Annotated in this window: 16 protein-coding genes; 7 read left to right on the top strand and 9 right to left on the bottom strand. The window is 62.9% G+C overall.

What is annotated here, in order from left to right; genetic code table 11:
* Positions 1-48: 48 nt before the first annotated feature.
* Together glyA and QBK88_RS26875 are read right to left on the bottom strand one after the other, a co-directional pair.
* Positions 49-1302, bottom strand: coding sequence for a serine hydroxymethyltransferase (gene glyA / locus QBK88_RS26870; RefSeq protein ID WP_158153836.1), 1254 nt, complete (start codon positions 1300-1302; stop codon positions 49-51).
* A gap of 136 nt (positions 1303-1438) precedes the next feature.
* Positions 1439-5272 carry a bifunctional diguanylate cyclase/phosphodiesterase gene (locus QBK88_RS26875; protein ID WP_277964433.1) on the bottom strand — a complete coding sequence of 1278 codons (3834 nt, stop codon included), beginning with the start codon at positions 5270-5272 and terminating at the stop codon, positions 1439-1441.
* 245 nt (positions 5273-5517) lie between these two features.
* Here QBK88_RS26875 and ettA point away from each other — a divergent pair, with 245 nt between their 5' ends.
* On the top strand, positions 5518-7182 hold the full coding sequence (ettA, locus tag QBK88_RS26880; protein WP_277964434.1) for an energy-dependent translational throttle protein EttA: 1665 nt from the start codon (positions 5518-5520) through the stop codon (positions 7180-7182).
* Positions 7183-7238: 56 nt separating this feature from the next.
* Here ettA and QBK88_RS26885 read toward each other — a convergent pair whose 3' ends face one another.
* The 4 genes from QBK88_RS26885 to QBK88_RS26900 form a co-directional block, all read right to left on the bottom strand.
* Positions 7239-7685: a GreA/GreB family elongation factor gene (locus QBK88_RS26885; RefSeq protein ID WP_277964435.1), complete on the bottom strand. Its 447-nt coding sequence runs from the start codon at positions 7683-7685 to the stop codon at positions 7239-7241.
* Between the two features lie 103 nt (positions 7686-7788).
* A complete protein-coding gene (locus QBK88_RS26890) occupies positions 7789-8139 on the bottom strand; it encodes a hypothetical protein (protein WP_277964436.1) in 351 nt (116 codons plus the stop codon).
* A gap of 124 nt (positions 8140-8263) precedes the next feature.
* Positions 8264-10117: an Lnb N-terminal periplasmic domain-containing protein gene (locus tag QBK88_RS26895; RefSeq protein WP_277964437.1), complete on the bottom strand. Its 1854-nt coding sequence runs from the start codon at positions 10115-10117 to the stop codon at positions 8264-8266.
* A gap of 82 nt (positions 10118-10199) precedes the next feature.
* Complete coding sequence (locus QBK88_RS26900) at positions 10200-10688, bottom strand: DUF3015 domain-containing protein (RefSeq protein WP_268148241.1); 489 nt, start codon at positions 10686-10688, stop codon at positions 10200-10202.
* A 244-nt stretch (positions 10689-10932) separates the two neighbouring features.
* On the opposite strand from QBK88_RS26900, the gene QBK88_RS26905 reads away from it, so the two are divergent.
* From QBK88_RS26905 to QBK88_RS26925, 5 genes are all read left to right on the top strand, one after another.
* Positions 10933-13371, top strand: coding sequence for an AAA family ATPase (locus QBK88_RS26905; RefSeq protein WP_277964438.1), 2439 nt, complete (start codon positions 10933-10935; stop codon positions 13369-13371).
* 161 nt (positions 13372-13532) lie between these two features.
* Complete coding sequence (locus QBK88_RS26910) at positions 13533-13853, top strand: PA4575 family protein (protein ID WP_268148245.1); 321 nt, start codon at positions 13533-13535, stop codon at positions 13851-13853.
* A gap of 90 nt (positions 13854-13943) precedes the next feature.
* Entirely contained in the window at positions 13944-14432 is a 489-nt protein-coding gene (locus QBK88_RS26915; RefSeq protein WP_268148247.1) for a TIGR00645 family protein, read from the top strand.
* Positions 14433-14536: 104 nt separating this feature from the next.
* Positions 14537-14842, top strand: coding sequence for a DUF6482 family protein (locus QBK88_RS26920; protein ID WP_277964439.1), 306 nt, complete (start codon positions 14537-14539; stop codon positions 14840-14842).
* Positions 14843-14960: 118 nt separating this feature from the next.
* Positions 14961-15578 carry an FKBP-type peptidyl-prolyl cis-trans isomerase gene (locus QBK88_RS26925; protein ID WP_277964440.1) on the top strand — a complete coding sequence of 206 codons (618 nt, stop codon included), beginning with the start codon at positions 14961-14963 and terminating at the stop codon, positions 15576-15578.
* 104 nt (positions 15579-15682) lie between these two features.
* On the opposite strand, the gene QBK88_RS26930 is transcribed toward QBK88_RS26925, so the two are convergent.
* The 3 genes from QBK88_RS26930 to QBK88_RS26940 all read right to left on the bottom strand — a co-directional run bounded on the left by QBK88_RS26930 (position 15683) and on the right by QBK88_RS26940 (position 17525).
* Complete coding sequence (locus QBK88_RS26930) at positions 15683-15925, bottom strand: PA4570 family protein (RefSeq protein ID WP_268148253.1); 243 nt, start codon at positions 15923-15925, stop codon at positions 15683-15685.
* A 138-nt stretch (positions 15926-16063) separates the two neighbouring features.
* Positions 16064-16405, bottom strand: a complete 342-nt coding sequence (locus tag QBK88_RS26935; RefSeq protein ID WP_277964441.1) for a zinc ribbon domain-containing protein YjdM — start codon at positions 16403-16405, stop codon at positions 16064-16066.
* A 151-nt stretch (positions 16406-16556) separates the two neighbouring features.
* Positions 16557-17525, bottom strand: a complete 969-nt coding sequence (locus QBK88_RS26940; RefSeq protein ID WP_277964442.1) for a polyprenyl synthetase family protein — start codon at positions 17523-17525, stop codon at positions 16557-16559.
* Between the two features lie 239 nt (positions 17526-17764).
* On the opposite strand from QBK88_RS26940, the gene rplU reads away from it, so the two are divergent.
* Positions 17765-18079: a 50S ribosomal protein L21 gene (gene rplU, locus QBK88_RS26945; protein ID WP_007950961.1), complete on the top strand. Its 315-nt coding sequence runs from the start codon at positions 17765-17767 to the stop codon at positions 18077-18079.
* Positions 18080-18092: the final 13 nt, after the last annotated feature.

Below are 18092 nucleotides of genomic sequence, written 5' to 3' on the forward strand. Positions count from 1 at the left end.
AAAAAACCCGGCTCACAGAGCCGGGCTTCTCACATCAAGGCTTTGCGATCAGTTGCCGTATACCGGCAGCTTGGCGCACACGGCCTTGACCTTCTCGCGAACGGCGTCGATCACCGCTTCGTTGTTCAGGTCGGCCAGGATGTCGCAGATCCAGCCAGCCAGTTCCTTGCACTCTGCTTCCTTGAAGCCACGAGTGGTGACGGCCGGGGTGCCGAAGCGCAGGCCCGAGGTCACGAACGGCGAACGTGGGTCGTTAGGCACCGAGTTCTTGTTCACGGTGATGAACGCTTTGCCCAGGGCGGCATCGGCGTCTTTACCGGAGATTTCCTGCTTGATCAGCGACAGCAGGAACAGGTGGTTCTGAGTACCGCCCGACACAACGTCGAAGCCGCGCTCGATGAACACGCTGGCCATGGCCTGGGCGTTTTTCACCACTTGTTGCTGGTAGGCCTTGAACTCAGGCTGCAGCGCTTCCTTGAAGCACACGGCCTTGGCGGCGATGACGTGCTCCAGCGGGCCGCCCTGGGCGCCCGGGAACACGGCCGAGTTCAGCTTCTTCTCGATGTCGGCGTTGGCGCGCGCCAGGATCAGGCCGCCACGTGGGCCGCGCAGGGTCTTGTGGGTAGTGGTGGTGACCACGTCGGCGAATGGCACCGGGTTCGGGTAGACGCCAGCGGCGACCAGACCGGCCACGTGGGCCATGTCGACGAACAGGTAGGCACCGACCTTGTCGGCGATTTCGCGGAAGCGGGCGAAGTCCAGGACTTGCGAGTAGGCAGAGAAACCGGCCACGACCATTTTCGGTTTGTGCTCGACCGCCAGGCGCTCGACTTCGTCGTAGTCGATCAGGCCGTTGGCGTCGATGCCGTATTGAACGGCGTTGTACAGCTTGCCCGACGAGGAAACGCTGGCGCCGTGGGTCAGGTGGCCGCCGTGGGCCAGGCTCATGCCCAGGATGGTGTCACCGGCTTGCAGCAGGGCCAGGTAGACCGCGGCGTTGGCCTGGGAACCGGCATGTGGCTGGACGTTGGCGTAGTCGGCACCGAACAGTTCCTTGGCACGGTCGATGGCCAGTTGCTCGACCACGTCGACGTACTCGCAGCCGCCATAGTAGCGCTTGCCCGGGTAGCCTTCGGCGTACTTGTTGGTCAGCACCGAGCCCTGGGCTTCCATGACGGCTGGGCTGGTGTAGTTCTCCGAGGCGATCAGCTCGATGTGCTCTTCCTGGCGCTGAGCTTCTTGCTCCATGGCGGCAAAGAGATCGGCGTCGTACTTGGCAAGGGTCAAATCACGGCTGAACATGGCGGTCCTCAAGGATCGGGCAGGGAAAAAGGTGATCAGGCGCGCATTCTACCCCATCGGGTTTTATCTGGCATATGAAAGGCAGTCATTGCGTTGACGAGCGGGCCTCATGCTGCGTGTGCAGAAGGGCCCGCGCTCAATCGAACATGAACAAGGCGTCGTTGCTGAACTGCGCTTCGAAGCGGCTGGCCTGCATGGGTCGGCCGAACAGGTAGCCCTGCACTTCGTCGCACCCGTGCTCGCGCAGGAAGTCCAGCTGCTCATGGGTTTCCACGCCCTCGGCGATCACCGCCAGGTTCAGGCTGTGGGCCATGGCGATGATGGCACGGGCGATCTGGGCGTCCTGCTCGCCCTCGGGCAGGCCGTCGACGAAGGTGCGGTCGATCTTCAGCACGTCGATGGGGAACTGCTTGAGGTAGTTGAGCGACGAATAGCCGGTGCCGAAGTCATCCACGGCGATGCTCAGCCCCAGGAATTTCAGGCTGTCGAGGATCTGCATGGCTTCGTTCACTTCGCGCATCAGGATACTTTCGGTCAGCTCGAGCTCCAGGCATGCCGGCGGTAGCCCGGTTTCCTTGAGGATATTGGCGATGCGCGTGCCCAACTGGCCGTCGGAGAATTGCCGTGCCGAGATGTTCACCGACACCTTGGGCACCCGCACCTTGGCCTGGTGCCAGGCGCGCAGTTGGCGGCACGCCTCGGTCAGCACCCAGTCGCCGACGTCCACCACCAGGCCCAGTTCTTCGAGCACCGGGATGAAGTCGCCCGGCGGCACCAGGCCACGGCGCGGGTGGCGCCAGCGCAATAATGCTTCGGCCCCGGTCAGGCGCTTGCCGTCGCCGCTGAACTGCGGCTGGTAGTAAAGGATGAACTCTTTCTGCTCCAGGGCGTGGCGCAGGTCGCTTTCCAGTTCCAGGCGCTCCAGGGCGCTGGCGTTCATGTCGGCCTGGTAGAACTGGAAGTTGTTCTTGCCGCGTTCCTTGGCGTGGTACATGGCCGTGTCGGCGTTCTTCATCAACTGGCTCAGTTCGTTGCCATCCTGGGGGCTGAGGGCGATACCAATACTGGCGGTGACGAAGAACTCACGGTTTTCCAGGACGAACGGCCGCACCAGGCTACCCAGGATCTGCTCGGCCACATGGATGGCACGGTTAAGGGCCGCCTCGCGGGTGTTGCGCGGTTGCAGCAGCAACGTGAATTCGTCGCCGCCCATGCGCGCCACGGTGTCTTCGTCGTCGACGCAGGCCAGCAGGCGCGTGGCCATGTCCTTGAGCATGCGGTCGCCGGCGGCATGGCCGAGGGAGTCGTTGATGGGCTTGAAACGGTCCAGGTCCAGGAACATCAGCACCACCCACGACTTTTGCCGCTCGGCGGTCTGCAGCGCGTTGAACAGGCGGTCCTGGAACAGCGTGCGGTTGGGCAGGTGGGTCAGGGCATCGTAATAGGCCAGGCGGTGAATGCGTTGTTCGCTGGCCTTGCGCTCGCTGATGTCGCTGAAGAAGCACACATAGCTGGCCAAGTCGCCTTCATCGTCGAACACGGCGGTAATGCCCACCCACGCCGGGTAATGTTCACCGTTGCGGCGCTTGAGCCACACTTCACCTTCCCAGGTGCCGCGGCTGTGCAACTGCTTGAGCACGTAGCTCAGGTGCGCCTGCTGTTCAGTGTCCACGGTGAGCATGGTGGGCAACTGGTCAAGCACCTCGGCCACCGCGTAGCCACTGACGCGGCTGAAAGCCTCGTTGGCCTGCACGATATAGCCGGCCGGGTCGGTGATCAGGATCGCCGACGTGGAGTGCTCGAATACCGTGGCGGCCATGCGCAGGTCTTTTTCGGCGCGGCGCTGCTGGCTGATGTCGCGGGCCACGCCCAGAATGCCTTCGAAGGTGTTGTTGTCGTCCCACACCAGCACCAGGCGCATCTCGATGGGCACCTTGCGGCCGTCACCGCGCAGGCAATCGAATACGTAGAGTTGGGTGGGCAATTCGTTACGCAGTTCGGCCAGCGCCTCGGGCTTGTCCAGCACCTGGCTGACCTGTTCGATCAACTGGTAGATACCGCTCAGTTGCTGGGGGTTGGCGATGGTGGACTGCCAGCCATTGTCGAAGATCCACTTCACATCGTAGCCCAGCACGGCCTGCACCGATGGGCTGACGTAGTTGAGCGCCAGTTGGCTGTCGGTGGAGAAGATCACGTCGCTGATGCTTTCGGCCAGCATGCGGTAGCGCTGCTCACTGTCGCGCAGTGATTCGCTGGCCTCGATCTGGTCGGTGATGTCCTTGGCCACACCGATGATGCGCGTCACCCGGCCTTCGCTGTCGCGGGCCAGGGCCTGCTCGCGAATGTCGAAGCGCAGCCAGTGGCCTTCCTTGTGCTTGAAGCGTAACTGGCATTGCTGCATTTCAAGTTCGGTGTCCTGGCGCCGGGCCAGGCGCATGCGCTGGTAGTCGCCGGCGTCTTCGGGGTGCAGCAGGATCTCCCAGAAGTACTCGCCCATCTGCGCCAGCTCGGCCTTGCTGAAGCCCAGGGTCTGGCCCAGGTGGTGGTTGCTGTAGATCATGCGCTGGCTGAGCACGTCCTGCACGTACAGGTGGTCGGGGACGGTGCGTACCACGTCCGACCAGAAGCCTTCGCGCTCCACCAGCGACAGCTCCACGCTTTTGCGACTGGTGATGTCGTTGATGCTCAGGATCACCGAGCCATGGTCGCCGGTGGCCTGGGGCAGGCGCAGGGTCAGCCACAGGTATTGGTCTTGGCCCAGGCGGTCGCTGATGCGCATCTCGGTTTCCAGCTCTTGCTGGTCGTCGAGCAAGGTGTCCAGCAACTGCCGGCCCACACTGTTGCCAGCCAGGTGGTCGCTGCCGAACAGGCGCTGCCAGGCGCCCTGGCTGTCGGCGACATTGAGCAGGCCCAGGGCCATCTGGTTCACTTCGGTGATGCGCAGTTGTTGCAGCAAGCGCGTATGCTCGCCGGGGTAGTTCGCCAGCCAGGCGTCGAGTGCTTCGCGGTTGCCGATGGCATTTTCGCCCAGCAGGTCCTGCAGGCCGCGCAGGTCGAGCACGCAGAGGGCCACGCCAGTGCCTTCGAAAATATCATGGTAGCGCCGGCGCCCCTCGTGCAGTTGGCGCTGGCGACGGCGCAGGTTGAACAGCGCCAGCATCGGTAGCAACGAGCAGGTGGCCAGCAGCAGGAATTTGCCGATCAGCGCCGGCAACAATTGCAACTGGGCGTCGTGCTGGTCGAACAGGGTACGCAACTGCCAGTCGGTATTGGGCAGTGGCACGGTGGCCACGCTCTGTTGTTGTTCCTGGCTGGTCAGCGCCGGGCCCGTGGCCGCGCAGCGTGGGTCGCGGCGCAGCACCTGGCCCTGGTCACGGCTTTCCAGCAACCAGCGGGGTGGGGCGCTGGGGTCGACCCGGTGGGTCAGGCTGGCGTAGACCGAGGTGTCCAGGCGCAACAACCAATACCCATCGCTGGACCGTTCGCTGGCGGACAACAACAGGTACACCTGCTGACCGTCGTCACTCTGGCTGAAATGAAAGACTTCACCCTGGCTGCGCTTGACCAGGGCCGGAAAATCGAAAGCGGTTAGCTGGGGCTGGGTGTCGGCCAGCAGGTTGCCCTGCCTGTCCAGCCGCGCCACGCTTCGCAGCGCCGGCAGGTGGGGCTGCATCAGTGCCACCATGGCCTGGGGTGTCTGGGCATCGCCACGGGTGGCGCGGTACAGGGCCTGCTGGCCGACCAGGGCCATGTTCAGCCCCAGGTGCTCGCCCAGCACGCTGGTGTACTCCACGGTGCGCTGCCTTTGGTCGGCTACGTTGTGTTTGAACTGGTCCAGCAACTGCCACACCAACAGCGTCAGCAAAAGCAGGGCAAGCAAGGCCAGGGCGCTCTTCAGCGTACCGCGCGTCGGCTCGCCAGCCGAGTTGACCGGGGAGCGCAGGGATGACGGTTGAGTGAGGTTGGTCAAGCTGTGATCCTGCGGTCTGGCTGGCTGTGGCATGTGGCCGGCAGGGGCCGTTGCAGTGGGGTGCAAACGGTGCCCGGGCCGTTAACAGCGCGCACTATAAGCCGGACGCCCGAAGGGCGGCTAGCATGCCTTGTTTTATGGCTATGTGCCAGCACTGCTTGTCGGTTGTTTGCCCTGCTTCGCGCATTCCGGTAGCTTTGGCCTTCTCGCGGATTCTTCATCTGTCTACTGTTACCAGGTTTCTCATGGCCCAATACGTCTACACCATGCATCGGCTGAGCAAAGTTGTTCCGCCGAAGCGGGAAATTCTCAAAAACATTTCCTTGTCGTTCTTCCCCGGCGCCAAGATCGGCGTGCTGGGCCTCAACGGCTCGGGTAAATCCACCCTGCTGAAAATCATGGCCGGCGTCGACAAGGAATTCGACGGCGAAGCGCGTCCGATGCCCGAACTCAACGTGGGTTATCTGCCGCAAGAACCACAACTTGACCCGGCCAAGACCGTGCGTGAAGTGGTGGAAGAGGCGGTCAGCGTGATCAAGGACGCCCAGGCGCGCCTTGATGAAGTGTATGCCGCCTACGCCGACCCGGACGCCGATTTCGACAAGCTGGCCGCCGAGCAGGCCAAGCTCGAGGCCATCCTGCAGGCCAGCGACGGCCACAACCTGGAGCGCCAGCTGGAAGTGGCGGCCGATGCCCTGCGCCTGCCGGCCTGGGACGCCAAGGTGGAACACCTGTCCGGTGGTGAAAAGCGCCGCGTGGCCCTGTGCCGCCTGCTGCTGTCGGCTCCTGACATGCTGTTGCTCGACGAACCCACCAACCACCTGGACGCCGATTCGGTCGCCTGGCTGGAGCACTTCCTGCACGACTTCCCGGGCACCGTGGTCGCGATCACGCACGACCGGTACTTCCTGGACAACGTCGCCGGCTGGATCCTGGAACTGGACCGCGGCGCTGGTATTCCTTACGAGGGCAACTACTCGGGTTGGCTGGAAGCCAAGTCCGACCGTCTGGCCCAGGAGTCCAAGCAGCAGTCGGCCCATGAAAAGGCCATGAAGGAAGAACTGGAGTGGGTGCGCAAAGGCGCCAAGGCCCGCCAGTCCAAATCCAAGGCTCGTCTGCAGCGCTTCGAGGAAATGCAGTCGCAGGAATTCCAGAAGCGTTCGGAAACCAACGAAATCTACATCCCGGCCGGTCCGCGCCTGGGTGACAAGGTCATCGAGTTCAAGAACGTCACCAAGGGCTACGGCGACCGTGTACTGATCGACAACCTGTCGTTCGCCATGCCCAAAGGCGCCATCGTCGGCGTCATCGGTGGTAACGGTGCCGGTAAGTCGACCCTGTTCCGCATGCTGATGGGCAAGGAACAACCGGACTCGGGTACCATCGAGGTCGGTGAAACCGTGCAACTGGCCTGTGTGGACCAGAGCCGTGATGACCTGGACGGCAGCAAGACTGTGTTCCAGCAGATCTCCGACGGTTCGGACAACATCCGCATCGGCAACTACGAGATCCCGTCGCGCACCTACGTTGGCCGTTTCAACTTCAAGGGCGGCGACCAGCAGAAGTTCGTCAAGGACCTGTCCGGTGGTGAGCGTGGCCGCTTGCACCTGGCCCTGACCCTGAAGGAGGGTGGCAACGTCCTGCTGCTCGACGAACCGTCCAACGACCTTGACGTTGAAACCTTGCGTTCCCTGGAAGAAGCCCTGCTGGACTTCCCGGGCGCCGCCATTGTGATTTCTCACGATCGGTGGTTCCTGGACCGTGTGGCGACCCACATCCTGGCGTACGAGGATGACTCGCAGGCGGTGTTCTTCGAAGGCAACTACACCGAGTATGAAGCCGACCGCAAAAAGCGCCTCGGCGAAGCTGCGGCCCAGCCGCACCGGGTACGCCACAAGAAACTGGCGTAACAGGGATGGGGCCTTCGGGCCCCGTTTTTTTGCGTGCGGTTCGTGGCAACGTGCGCTCAACCCATGTCGATTTCGACGATCTCGATGGTCAGGTCACCCACGGGCCTGCGCCACACCACCCCATCCCCCACGCGCGCTCCAAGCAATGCGCTTCCCAATGGCGAGCCCCAGTTGATCAGCCCCTGGGCCGCATCTGCTTCATCCTCGCCCACCAGGCACACCCGCTGTTCATCACCCTGGGTATCGGCAAAGGTCACCCAACTGCCAATCTGCACTTTGCCGTTATCCGTGGCGTTGACCACCTGGGCGCTCTGCACGCGCAGGGTGAAATAGTGCAGGTCGGCCAGGTGCTGGGGGTCATCGCCGGGGACTTGCAGGTCGCGCAGACGGGCCTTCAGCAATGCCAGGCCCTGGGGGGTGACGTAGTTGGGCTGGTCGCTGACTCGGCGCTCGGCAGCCTGGGTGGGCTGGGCGTGGTCCTCGTTGACGAAGGCTCGGCTCAAGGGGTACTCCTTTTGGTTCAGCGTTGCCCTTTCCCGAACCTTGCCCGGCCCCGCAGGGGAACACTGTGGGACCGGGCGAAGCTCGGGAAAAGAACGACGCGGTTCAAGGGTGATACGCGCGACCTTCACCCTGGGTTTTCTGCTGCTGCCAGGCGCGCTCTCGGTCATCACCGTGCTGCACGCTCCAGTCGCTCTGGTTCGGCTGCGCTGCCGCGCTGGTCTGGCACTGGCGGAAGCCGTCATCCCAGCCCGTGGAATACAGCTTCTCATGCAGATAGCGGGGCACGTTCTTCTCGAACTGGCCGTTCACCCCCGCCGCCTCGCGCCCACTGCCGCAGCCATCCTTGAACCCGTCGGCGTACGCGGGCGGGTAGCCCTGGCTGATCATCTGTTCATGGGTCGACTGGCAACCCACCAACACCACCATCACACTCACCAACGCCCAGCGCCACATGATTCGACTCCCGATCCATGCCCACCGCACCCGTCTGGAAACAGCGACGGTTAAAGGGTGGACCCATGAGTCAAGTCTAGGTTCGATTTAGTCGCGGCCCTGTCAAACCGTTGTGATGGATTTGTCAGTAGTGGTACCACTTCACCTCAAGCATCACTTCGTTACGCGGCCCGGTGAGCTCGCTGAAGTCGCGCTGGGCGCTCAGGCGCAGGCCCAGGTTGCGTGATAGCTCCCACTGCTGGTTGAGGCTCAGTGTGCGGCGTACTTCGCCGTTGAGGAAGTAGTCTCCCTGGGCTTCCAGGCGCAGGTTGCCCAGGCGGTTTTTCCACAACAGTCCGCTGTCGAAGCCGGCGGCGGGGGAGAGCATGGCCGAGAAGTCGTTGTTGTGTTCCACACGCACCGTGGCCAGGGCGAATGCCAGGGTATCGTCGCCCAGTTGCCAGGTGCCACCGCCACCGCCGTTGACATGGCTGACCAGGGTTTCGTCGCCGTGCTTGCCCAGCACGCGTTCCAGGCCGCCGGTGACTTGCCATGACCAGGGTTGCAGCAACGCGTTGCGCGGGGTCATGGAGCGGATGGTGGCCAGGTCCAGGCGCTGTACCTGCCAGTGGTTGCCCTCGTACTGGCGCAGCTTCATGTCGAGGATTTCGATCTGTGCGCCCAAAGGGAAGCCCTGGGCGTTGTCGTTGAGGTCATGGTAAGCCATGCGCAGGCCATACTCGCCGAAGGCCTTGCCATCACGGCTGCCCACGCCCACCTGCCAAGTGCGCGAGTCGTGGCCGTCTTCCGGCAGGCCGGGGCGCTCCACGTTCAGTGGCGGCGGCGGGTTCTGGCTGATGGCCCGCAGCAGTTGGTAGCTGCGCTGGGTGCGGCCCGCCTCGCGGTCCTGGCCGGTAGCGCGGTAGCGCTCCAGGCGGTAGGCAGCGTCCAGGATCAGGGCCCGGCGGTCAGTGGCCAGCGCCTTGAAACCGGGGCTTTGCAGTTGCTCGGTGTCTTCGGCCACCTTGAGTACCCAGTGTTGCTCGTCAGCACTCAATGGCTTGGCGCGGTCGAGCAATTCCCGCTCGCGGGAAGGCCGGTAGTCGATCTCGCCCACCATGCCGGCCTGCTTCACCGCCTTCACGGTATCAGTGGGGATCGCGGTCAGGGGAAACTGTGGCGTGAGGCGCAGGCTGGGGCGCGCCACTTGCAGCAACTCCAGCAAGCGGTACGAGCAGTTTTCGTCGAAGAAGAAATAGTCGAAACGCACCTGCTGCAGTTCCCACACATGCTCGACCATGCGCCCGGTTTCCTCGGGTGTCAGGTTCAGGTGGTATTCCCACAGGTCGCGGTTTTCCAGGCTGCGGTATTCAGCCAGTTTCTGTTGGTAGGGCACCAGCGAGAACATGCCCGGGTAGCCGCCGGCAAGGCCTTTCCAGGCATACAGGATGCTGTTGTCGTTGCCTTCGATGTAGGCCCCGAAGTTGATCGCGTAGCTCAGCAGCGAGGTCTTGTCCTGGCTGGCTTCAGCCTGGTCGATGCGCAGCAGCGTGTGGCCGAACATGGAAGAGGGGCTGTTCAGGTAGGCCGCCGGAAACACCAGCACGGTGTGGTGCGGCGAGATTTCCTTGTACCACTTGTGGAAGTCTGTGCACTCGGCGGCAGGCAAGTCGTTCAAGCCCAGTTGCGCGCGCAGCCAGCGCGTGCGCGCGGGGAACACGCATTGGGCCTGCTGGTCGTCCCTGCTGGCGGGGGCGTACAGCGCCTCGACGGTGGCCGCCAGTTCTCGGTCGGGGTGGTGAGCGCCGTCGGGTGCCAGGAAGAAGCGCTGGTCATCCACATAGCTGCGCCAGCCGCCGAACTTGGCCGGGGTGTAATGGCCCAGCGCAAGCCAATACGGGTCGGCTGCCAGGGTAGCGATTCGGGATGGATCCACGTGAGGTGCGGCATGCAACGGGGCGCACACACAGAGCGCCAGGTAAGCAAGGCGTTTGAGCATCGTTGGCAACTAGGTCAGGTGGACGAAAAGGCGTGCCGCGGTGGCGTGGAAAATCCCGCCCCGAGGGGCGGGCGGTTCGAGCTTAGGCCTCTGCTGCGTACTTGGCCAGGCGTGGGTCGGTCTTGAGCACGTTCATGGTGTTGGCGTGAACATCATCGGCCGTCACGTTGGCGGTCTTGAAGATGTCCTGGAAGTGCTGGTGGGTGACGGATTCAAAGTAGGCGCGGTCCTGAGGCGCAACGCCCAGCACCACCGCGTAGGTGGTCAGCGCTTCGCCTTGGCCCTTGGCCATGTCTTCGGAGAGTTCGTTCATCATGCCGTTCATGGCGATCCACGACTTGCCGCCGTAGGTCAGTGCCGCATTGGTGGAGCAACCGTTGGTGCCCGAGGTCATGCCGAAGGTGGCGTTACCCGAGGTGCCGTTGGTGGTGGACGCAAGGAAGTGAGCCGGTGTGCCGCGCTGGCCCTGGAACAGCATGTTCCCCCAACCGCAGTCCGGGCCGCCAGGGGCCTGGGCCATGGCGTTGAGCGAGACGACGGTGAACAGCGTACCCAGAAGAATCCGTTTCATAGCTTTGTTCTCTTTGTAAGGTGCAAAACCAAGGGTTCAGGATTGCCTGGGACTGCTTCGCTCCAGGACGCAGTTTGGAGTTTAGGCGGGGTTTACTGGTTCCACTGAAAAACTGGCTATTTGCATGCGCTGATTATCTGTGGGGCCCCTCCACCGGCAGCGATCAACTTCCGCAAGCGCTTGCAGCTTGAAGCTTTTCAGCGCCAGAATGCCGTCATCTGCCCCGCCGAAGTAAGGATGCCCGATGCCTGATCCTGTTGCTGCCAGCCTGCGTCTTGCGCCAGAAGCGCTGACCCGTCCGTTTTCCGCTGAACAGTTCAGCTTCTCCACCACCAATGATCTGGAGCCCTTTCGCGGTGTGCTTGGCCAGGAGCGCGCAGTCGAGGCGCTGCAATTCGGTGTGGCCATGCCACGCCCTGGCTACAACGTATTCGTCATGGGCGAGCCGGGCACCGGCCGCTTCTCGTTCGTCAAACGTTACCTCAAGGCCGAGGGCAAGCGCCTGCAGACGCCGCCCGACTGGGTGTACGTCAACAACTTCGACGAGCCTCGCGAGCCGCGCGCGCTGGAGCTGCCACCGGGCACCGCCGGGCACTTCATCGCTGATATCGGCGGGCTGATCGACAACCTGCTCTCGACCTTCCCGGCGGTGTTCGAGCACCCGTCCTACCAGCAGAAGAAGAGCGGCATCGACCGCGCCTTCAACCAGCGCTACGACCGCGCCCTGGACGTCATCGAACGCCTGTCCCTGGAAAAGGACGTGGCGCTGTACCGTGACAGCAGCAACATTGCCTTCACGCCCATGCTCGATGGGAAGGCCCTGGACGAGGCCGAATTCGCGCAACTGCCCGAAGCCGACCGTGATCGCTTTCACCAGGATATTTCCGACCTGGAAGAACGCCTCAACGAGGAGCTGGCCAGCCTGCCGCAATGGAAGCGCGAGTCCGGCAACCAACTGCGCCAGTTGAACGAAGAAACCATCACCCTGGCCCTGCAACCCCTGCTGGCGCCGCTGTCGGAAAAATACGCCGAGAACGCCGCGGTGTGCGCTTACCTGCAGGCCATGCAGGTGTACCTGCTCAAGACGGTGGTCGAGCAACTGGTGGACGACAGCAAGACCGACGCCCAGGCCCGCAAGCTGCTGGAAGAGCAATACGCCCCCAGCCTGGTAGTGGGCCACCCCAATAGCGGTGGCGCGCCGGTGGTGTTCGAGCCGCACCCGACCTATGACAACCTGTTCGGGCGCATCGAATACAGCACCGACCAGGGCGCGCTGTACACCACCTACCGGCAACTGCGCCCCGGGGCGTTGCACCGCGCCAACGGCGGTTTCCTGATTCTGGAAGCCGAGAAAATGCTCGGTGAGCCTTTCGTGTGGGACGCCCTGAAGCGCGCATTGCAATCGCGCAAGCTGAAGATGGAGTCGCCATTGGGCGAGTACGGCCGCCTGGCCACCGTCACCCTGACGCCGCAGATGATTCCCCTGCAGGTCAAGGTCGTCATCATCGGTTCGCGCCAGTTGTACTACGCCCTGCAGGACGCCGACCCGGACTTCCAGGAGATGTTCCGGGTGCTGGTGGACTTCGATGAAGACATCCCCATGGTGGACGAGAGCCTGGAGCAGTTCGCCCAGTTGCTCAAGACCCGCACCTCGGAAGAGGGCATGGCACCACTGACTGCTGATGCGGTGGCGCGCCTGGCCACCTACAGCGCGCGCCTGGCCGAGCACCAGGGGCGCTTGTCGGCGCGCATCGGCGACCTGTTCCAGCTGGTCAGCGAGGCGGATTTCATTCGCCACCTGGCCAATGACGAGATGACTGACGCCGGCCACATCGACCGAGCCCTGAAGGCCAAGGCCACGCGCACCGGCCGGGTGTCGGCGCGCATCCTGGACGACATGCTGGCCGGCATCATTCTGATCGACACCGATGGCGCCGCCGTGGGCAAGTGCAACGGCCTGACGGTGCTGGAAGTGGGTGATTCGGCCTTCGGCGTGCCAGCGCGCATTTCGGCCACGGTGTACCCGGGCGGCAGCGGCATCGTCGACATCGAGCGCGAGGTCAACCTGGGCCAGCCCATCCACTCCAAGGGGGTGATGATTCTCACCGGCTACCTGGGTAGCCGTTATGCCCAGGAGTTTCCGCTGGCGATTTCGGCGAGCATCGCCCTGGAACAGTCCTACGGCTATGTGGACGGTGACAGTGCGTCGCTGGGGGAGGCCTGCACGCTGATCTCGGCCCTGTCGCGCACCCCGCTCAAGCAGTGCTTCGCCATCACTGGCTCCATCAACCAGTTTGGTGAAGTACAGGCGGTGGGCGGCGTCAACGAGAAAATTGAAGGCTTCTTCCGCCTGTGCGAAGCGCGCGGCCTGACCGGTGAGCAGGGGGCGATCATTCCCCAGGCCAACGTCGCTACCCTGATGCTGGACGAGAAAGTGCTGCAGGCCGTCCGTGCCGGCCAGTTCCACGTGTACGCGGTGCGCCAGGCCGACGAGGCCCTGAGCTTGCTGGTAGGCGAGGACGCAGGTGCGCCGGACGCCGACGGCCAGTTCCCGGAAGGCAGCGTCAACGCCCGGGTGGTGGAGCGCTTGCGAGAAATCGCCGAGATGATCAGCGAGGAAGATCTCAAGGAAGCCGAGAAGGAACACGCCGAAGCGGAACTGGCTCAGGTCAAGCCAGCCTGAAACGGGGAGGGCGCCGGATGACCATTCGGCGCCTGACCAGGCAGTCGCACATTGCCAGCGGTGGTTTTCTTCTATCCTCAGGGCATGGATAGCCACGGGTCGCAGGATTGAAACAGTCTTCCATCGAAGGCTGAAGCAGTGTTTTATTGAGGAGCGACGTCATGCCGCGCAACCTCAGCCTTACGCGTCAATGCCTGGGTCTGGTGACCCGAATCGAATGCAGCATACGCCCACTGGCCGGTGATACCGGCATGTGGACTCTGCTTTTCGCCGCTGGCATGGCAGGCGAACAACCTTCCGCCATCAAGTCCCAGGGCCCGTTTCCGGGCCCCACCGTCGCCGAATCGGTGATGGACGCCATTGTCGACAGCCTTACCTTGCACGGCTACCAGGTAGCGGGTGACCCGCAGATCTGGTCGCTGCACCTGCAGGCGCAGTTGCGCAAGATCAATGGCGAGCGATGTCAGCGCTGTTCCTCCTGATGCGGATGTGGCGCAGTGTCGCAGGAGGCGGCGTCGCGACCTGGCAGGTATAATCGGCGCCCCGATTCCTACCCGCCAGGTGCTGTTTCAATGGAACGCTTTATCGAAAGAACCATGTACGCCTCCCGTTGGCTGCTGGCGCCCATTTACGTGGGCTTGTCGCTGGGCCTGCTGGCCCTGGCGCTGAAGTTCTTCCAGGAGGTGTTCCACGTCATTCCCAACGTTTTCTCCCTGGGCGAGGCCGATCTGATCCTGGTGCTGCTGTCGATGATCGACATGGCCCTGGTGGGTGGCCTGCTGGTCATGGTGATGCTGTCGGGCTACGAGAACTTCGTGTCCCAGCTGGACGTTGACGAGGGCCAGGAAAAACTCAGCTGGCTGGGCAAGATGGACTCCAGTTCGCTGAAAATGAAAGTGGCGGCCTCCATTGTCGCGATCTCTTCGATTCACCTGCTGCGCATGTTCATGGACGCGCGCAACATCGAGCCTGAATACCTGAAGTGGTATGTGATCATCCACATGACCTTCGTGGTGTCGGCCTTCGCCATGGGTTACCTGGACAGGCTGACCAAGCACTGACGGCTACCAATCGGACAGGCGGCGCGCCCGCCGCCTTGTGCTTTGCCTGCCGCTGTATGAAGAATGAAGCGTTGAAGTTCATTTGAACGATTCGAGGTGCAGTCATGAATTTTCAGGAACTGACCACCCACGCCAACGCCGGCCTGATCGACGAGCTGAACCTGATTTCGCTGGAAGGCGGTATCTACCTGCTCGAAGCGCGCATGCATGGCAAAGCCCACCCGCTCAACGACGCTACTGGCCACGCCATGCACCTGCGTTCGGTAGAGCATGCCCGCGACTTGCTGCATCTGTTGCCGGAAATGCCCTTCCACCTGATCCACGGCTCGGTGCATGACGAGATGTGCGGCCTGGGCGCCAGCGCCGAGGAAGATCTGCGCGTGCCTATCTCGTTCCGCTCGCGCCACTGACGCCATAAGCTGAACTGCCGTACTCAGTGTGCTAGTCTGCTTGCCCTTTTGGTTTGGGCCTGGAAAGGCAGGTGGCGTCATGGCTGCCCGCTGACGGGCCCTGCAGCGGAGCACCGAGATGTCCGAAGTAACCCTGTCCACCGACGAAACCCGCGTCAGCTATGGCATTGGCCGCCAACTGGGCGACCAGCTGCGCGACAACCCGCCACCGGGTGTCAGCCTGGACGCCATCCTGGCCGGCCTGACCGATGCCTTCAATGCCCTGCCTAGCCGCGTCAGCCAGGAAGACCTGTCTGCCAGCTTCAAGGTTATCCGTGACATCATGCAGGCCGAAGCGGCTGCCAAGGCCGAAGCGGCCGCTGGCGCTGGCCTGGCGTTCCTGGCTGAAAACGCCAAGCGTGACGGTATCACCACCCTGGCCTCGGGCCTGCAGTTCGAAGTGCTGACCGCCGGCGAAGGTGCCAAGCCATCGCGTGACGACAGCGTGCGCACTCACTACCACGGTACCCTGATCGACGGCACCGTGTTCGACAGCTCCTATGAGCGTGGCCAGCCGGCCGAATTCCCGGTCAGCGGCGTGATCGCAGGCTGGACCGAAGCGCTGCAACTGATGAACGCCGGCAGCAAATGGCGCCTGTACGTGCCAAGCGAACTGGCCTACGGTGCCCAGGGCGTTGGCAGCATCCCGCCGCACAGCGTGCTGGTGTTCGACGTAGAGCTGCTGGACGTACTGTAATCATTCCGTAGCCGCTGCCGTCGCGCTGGCCCTGGGTACACTGGAAACTTCCAGCCAGGCGCAGGGCCGGCACAGCCTGGCGGCAGCGGCTACGGGAGTACGGTTCAATGCAGGCTGCTTACCGGGCGCAAGGCTCGGGCATAGCAGAACAGAAACAGGTTTCGCACCAGCTCCTTGAGCACGATCGGCTCGCTTGAACTCAACCCGGACAGGTCCAGGTCACCTTGGTCGCGCAGTTCATCCAGTGCCTCTTCCTCCAGCACCGCACACACTTCCCCGGTTTCGCGGTGCAGAATGCGCAGGTAGGGTTGAGGGCGGTCCAGCCAGGCATCGATCAAATAAGTCATGTCAGTTCTCCTTGAAAGCGTTCAATGAGAATAATTCTTATTCAAGGAATAGCAAGGCTCTATTGGATGATTTTTTCCATTCGGGGAAAGATCAGGGGCCGGAGGCCGCGTCAGCCAGCCTCGCGACCATTCGTCAGGTCAGACCTTGCGGACGAATTCGGACTTCAGTTTCATCGGGCCGATGCCGTCGATCTTGCAGTCGATGTCGTGGTCACCGTCGCACAGGCGGATGTTCTTGACCTTCGTACCAACCTTGACCACCAGGGAGGTGCCCTTGACCTTCAGGTCCTTGATCACGGTGATGGTGTCGCCGTCCTGCAGCACATTGCCTACCGCATCCTTTTTCACCGCGTCATCGCTGCCCGTCTCGGCTTCGCCGCTGGCCGACCACTCGTGGGCGCATTCAGGGCAGACCAGCTGGGTGCCGTCTTCGTAGGTGTATTCGGAATTGCATTTGGGGCAGGCAGGCAGAGTGCTCACGCGGGTTCCTCGGCGGGTGGGCAAAATAAAGGCGCAGATTATATAGGGTTTTTAGGGCAGGCGGGGAATTGCGGGGAGGCTGTCCCGAGCTTCGCCCGGCCCACACGGGAATGTGGGGCCGGGCGAAGCTCGGGAAGCAGGCGACTCGGTATCAGTGGGTGCGCGCTACGGCGAATTCGCTCAGCTCAACCAGCGCGTCGCGGTACTCGCTGGCCGGCAGGGCATCGAGGCAGGCGATGGCGCGCTTGACGTAGTCGCGCGCCAGCTGGGCGGTATAGTCCAGGGCGCCGGAGGCTTCCACGGCGATGCGGATGCTCTCCAGGTCTTCGATGCCGCCTTTCTGGATTGCCTTGCGTACCAGGGCAGCCTGCTCGGCGGTACCTTCACGCATGGTGTAGATCAGCGGCAGGGTCGGCTTGCCTTCGGCGAGGTCGTCGCCGACGTTCTTGCCCAGGGTCTCGGCGTCGCCCTTGTAGTCCAGCAGGTCGTCGACCAGTTGGAAGGCCACACCCAGGTGGTCCCCGAAGGTGCGCAGGGCCTCGGCCTGTTCCGGCGTCGCTTCGGCCAGGGCCGCGGCGCTGTGGGTGGAGGCTTCGAAGAGCATCGCGGTCTTGCCCCGGATGACTTCCATGTACACTTCTTCGGTAGTGCTGGCGTCGCGCACCTTGGACAGTTGCAGCACTTCGCCTTCTGCGATGACGCGGGTAGCCTCGGAGAGGATGCGCATCACGGGCATGGAGCCCAGTTCCACCATCATCTCGAAGGAGCGCGAGTACAGGAAGTCGCCTACCAGAACGCTGGGGGCGTTGCCCCACATGGCGTTGGCGGTGGAGCGGCCGCGGCGCATGCCCGACATGTCGACCACGTCGTCATGCAGCAGGGTGGCGGTGTGCAGGAATTCGATGGTGGCAGCCAGCAGGCGCAGTTCGTCGCCTTCACGGCCCAGGGCCTTGCCGCACAGCAGCACCAGCAGCGGGCGCAGACGCTTGCCCCCGGCTGACGTAATATAGTCACCGATTTTCGACACCAGCGGTACGCGCGAAGTCAGTTGCTTCTTGATGATGACGTCGACGGCGTTGAAATCGTCCGCCACCGCGCGGTAGAAAGCTTGGGGTTGCATCAGCGACAGGTGCTCCAGAAGGGATGCGCGGCATGCTAGGTCGCGGGTCCCGCGCTGTCAAGGCACGATGGACGGCCACTTGCAAGCGGGGCGGGCCTTGCGTACAATCGCGCACCCTGAACTTCCTGGGCAGCACCTGCCTTACGCAATTGCATTTGGGTCGTTCCACCCCATGCAGCCATGCCAGCCGACACTCTACTTATAAAGAGCTGGGTGAGCAGGATTATCGGAGAAATACCATGTCTTACGCAGTAATTGTTACCGGTGGCAAGCAGTACAAAGTCGCCCCGGGTGAGTACCTGAAGATCGAGAAACTGGAAGTCGCCACTGGCGAATCCGTTACCTTTGATCGCGTTCTGCTGGTCGCCAATGGCGACGACGTCAACATCGGCGCACCAGTTGTTGCTGGCGCTACCGTTGTGGCTGAAGTGATCTCCCAAGGTCGTCACGACAAGGTTCGTATCATCAAGTTCCGTCGTCGTAAGCACCACATGAAGCGCATGGGCCACCGCCAGTGGTACACCGAGATCAAAATCACCGGTATTCAGGCTTAATTTCAGCCTAATT

This window comes from Pseudomonas sp. RIT-To-2, assembly GCF_029623465.1.
Taxonomy (GTDB): Bacteria; Pseudomonadota; Gammaproteobacteria; order Pseudomonadales; family Pseudomonadaceae; genus Aquipseudomonas; species Aquipseudomonas silvicola.

Bases quoted from the DNA above. Each gene is read 5' to 3' on its own strand.
- glyA (WP_158153836.1), bottom strand. From the start codon at position 1,302: ATGTTCAGCCGTGATTTGACCCTTGCCAAGTACGACGCCGATCTCTTT.
- QBK88_RS26905 (WP_277964438.1), top strand. From the start codon at position 10,933: ATGCCTGATCCTGTTGCTGCCAGCCTGCGTCTTGCGCCAGAAGCGCTG.
- QBK88_RS26930 (WP_268148253.1), bottom strand. From the start codon at position 15,925: ATGACTTATTTGATCGATGCCTGGCTGGACCGCCCTCAACCCTACCTG.
- QBK88_RS26900 (WP_268148241.1), bottom strand. From the start codon at position 10,688: ATGAAACGGATTCTTCTGGGTACGCTGTTCACCGTCGTCTCGCTCAAC.
- rplU (WP_007950961.1), top strand. From the start codon at position 17,765: ATGTCTTACGCAGTAATTGTTACCGGTGGCAAGCAGTACAAAGTCGCC.
- QBK88_RS26910 (WP_268148245.1), top strand. From the start codon at position 13,533: ATGCCGCGCAACCTCAGCCTTACGCGTCAATGCCTGGGTCTGGTGACC.
- QBK88_RS26915 (WP_268148247.1), top strand. From the start codon at position 13,944: ATGGAACGCTTTATCGAAAGAACCATGTACGCCTCCCGTTGGCTGCTG.
- ettA (WP_277964434.1), top strand. From the start codon at position 5,518: ATGGCCCAATACGTCTACACCATGCATCGGCTGAGCAAAGTTGTTCCG.
- QBK88_RS26895 (WP_277964437.1), bottom strand. From the start codon at position 10,117: ATGCTCAAACGCCTTGCTTACCTGGCGCTCTGTGTGTGCGCCCCGTTG.
- QBK88_RS26940 (WP_277964442.1), bottom strand. From the start codon at position 17,525: ATGCAACCCCAAGCTTTCTACCGCGCGGTGGCGGACGATTTCAACGCC.
- QBK88_RS26925 (WP_277964440.1), top strand. From the start codon at position 14,961: ATGTCCGAAGTAACCCTGTCCACCGACGAAACCCGCGTCAGCTATGGC.
- QBK88_RS26890 (WP_277964436.1), bottom strand. From the start codon at position 8,139: ATGTGGCGCTGGGCGTTGGTGAGTGTGATGGTGGTGTTGGTGGGTTGC.
- QBK88_RS26920 (WP_277964439.1), top strand. From the start codon at position 14,537: ATGAATTTTCAGGAACTGACCACCCACGCCAACGCCGGCCTGATCGAC.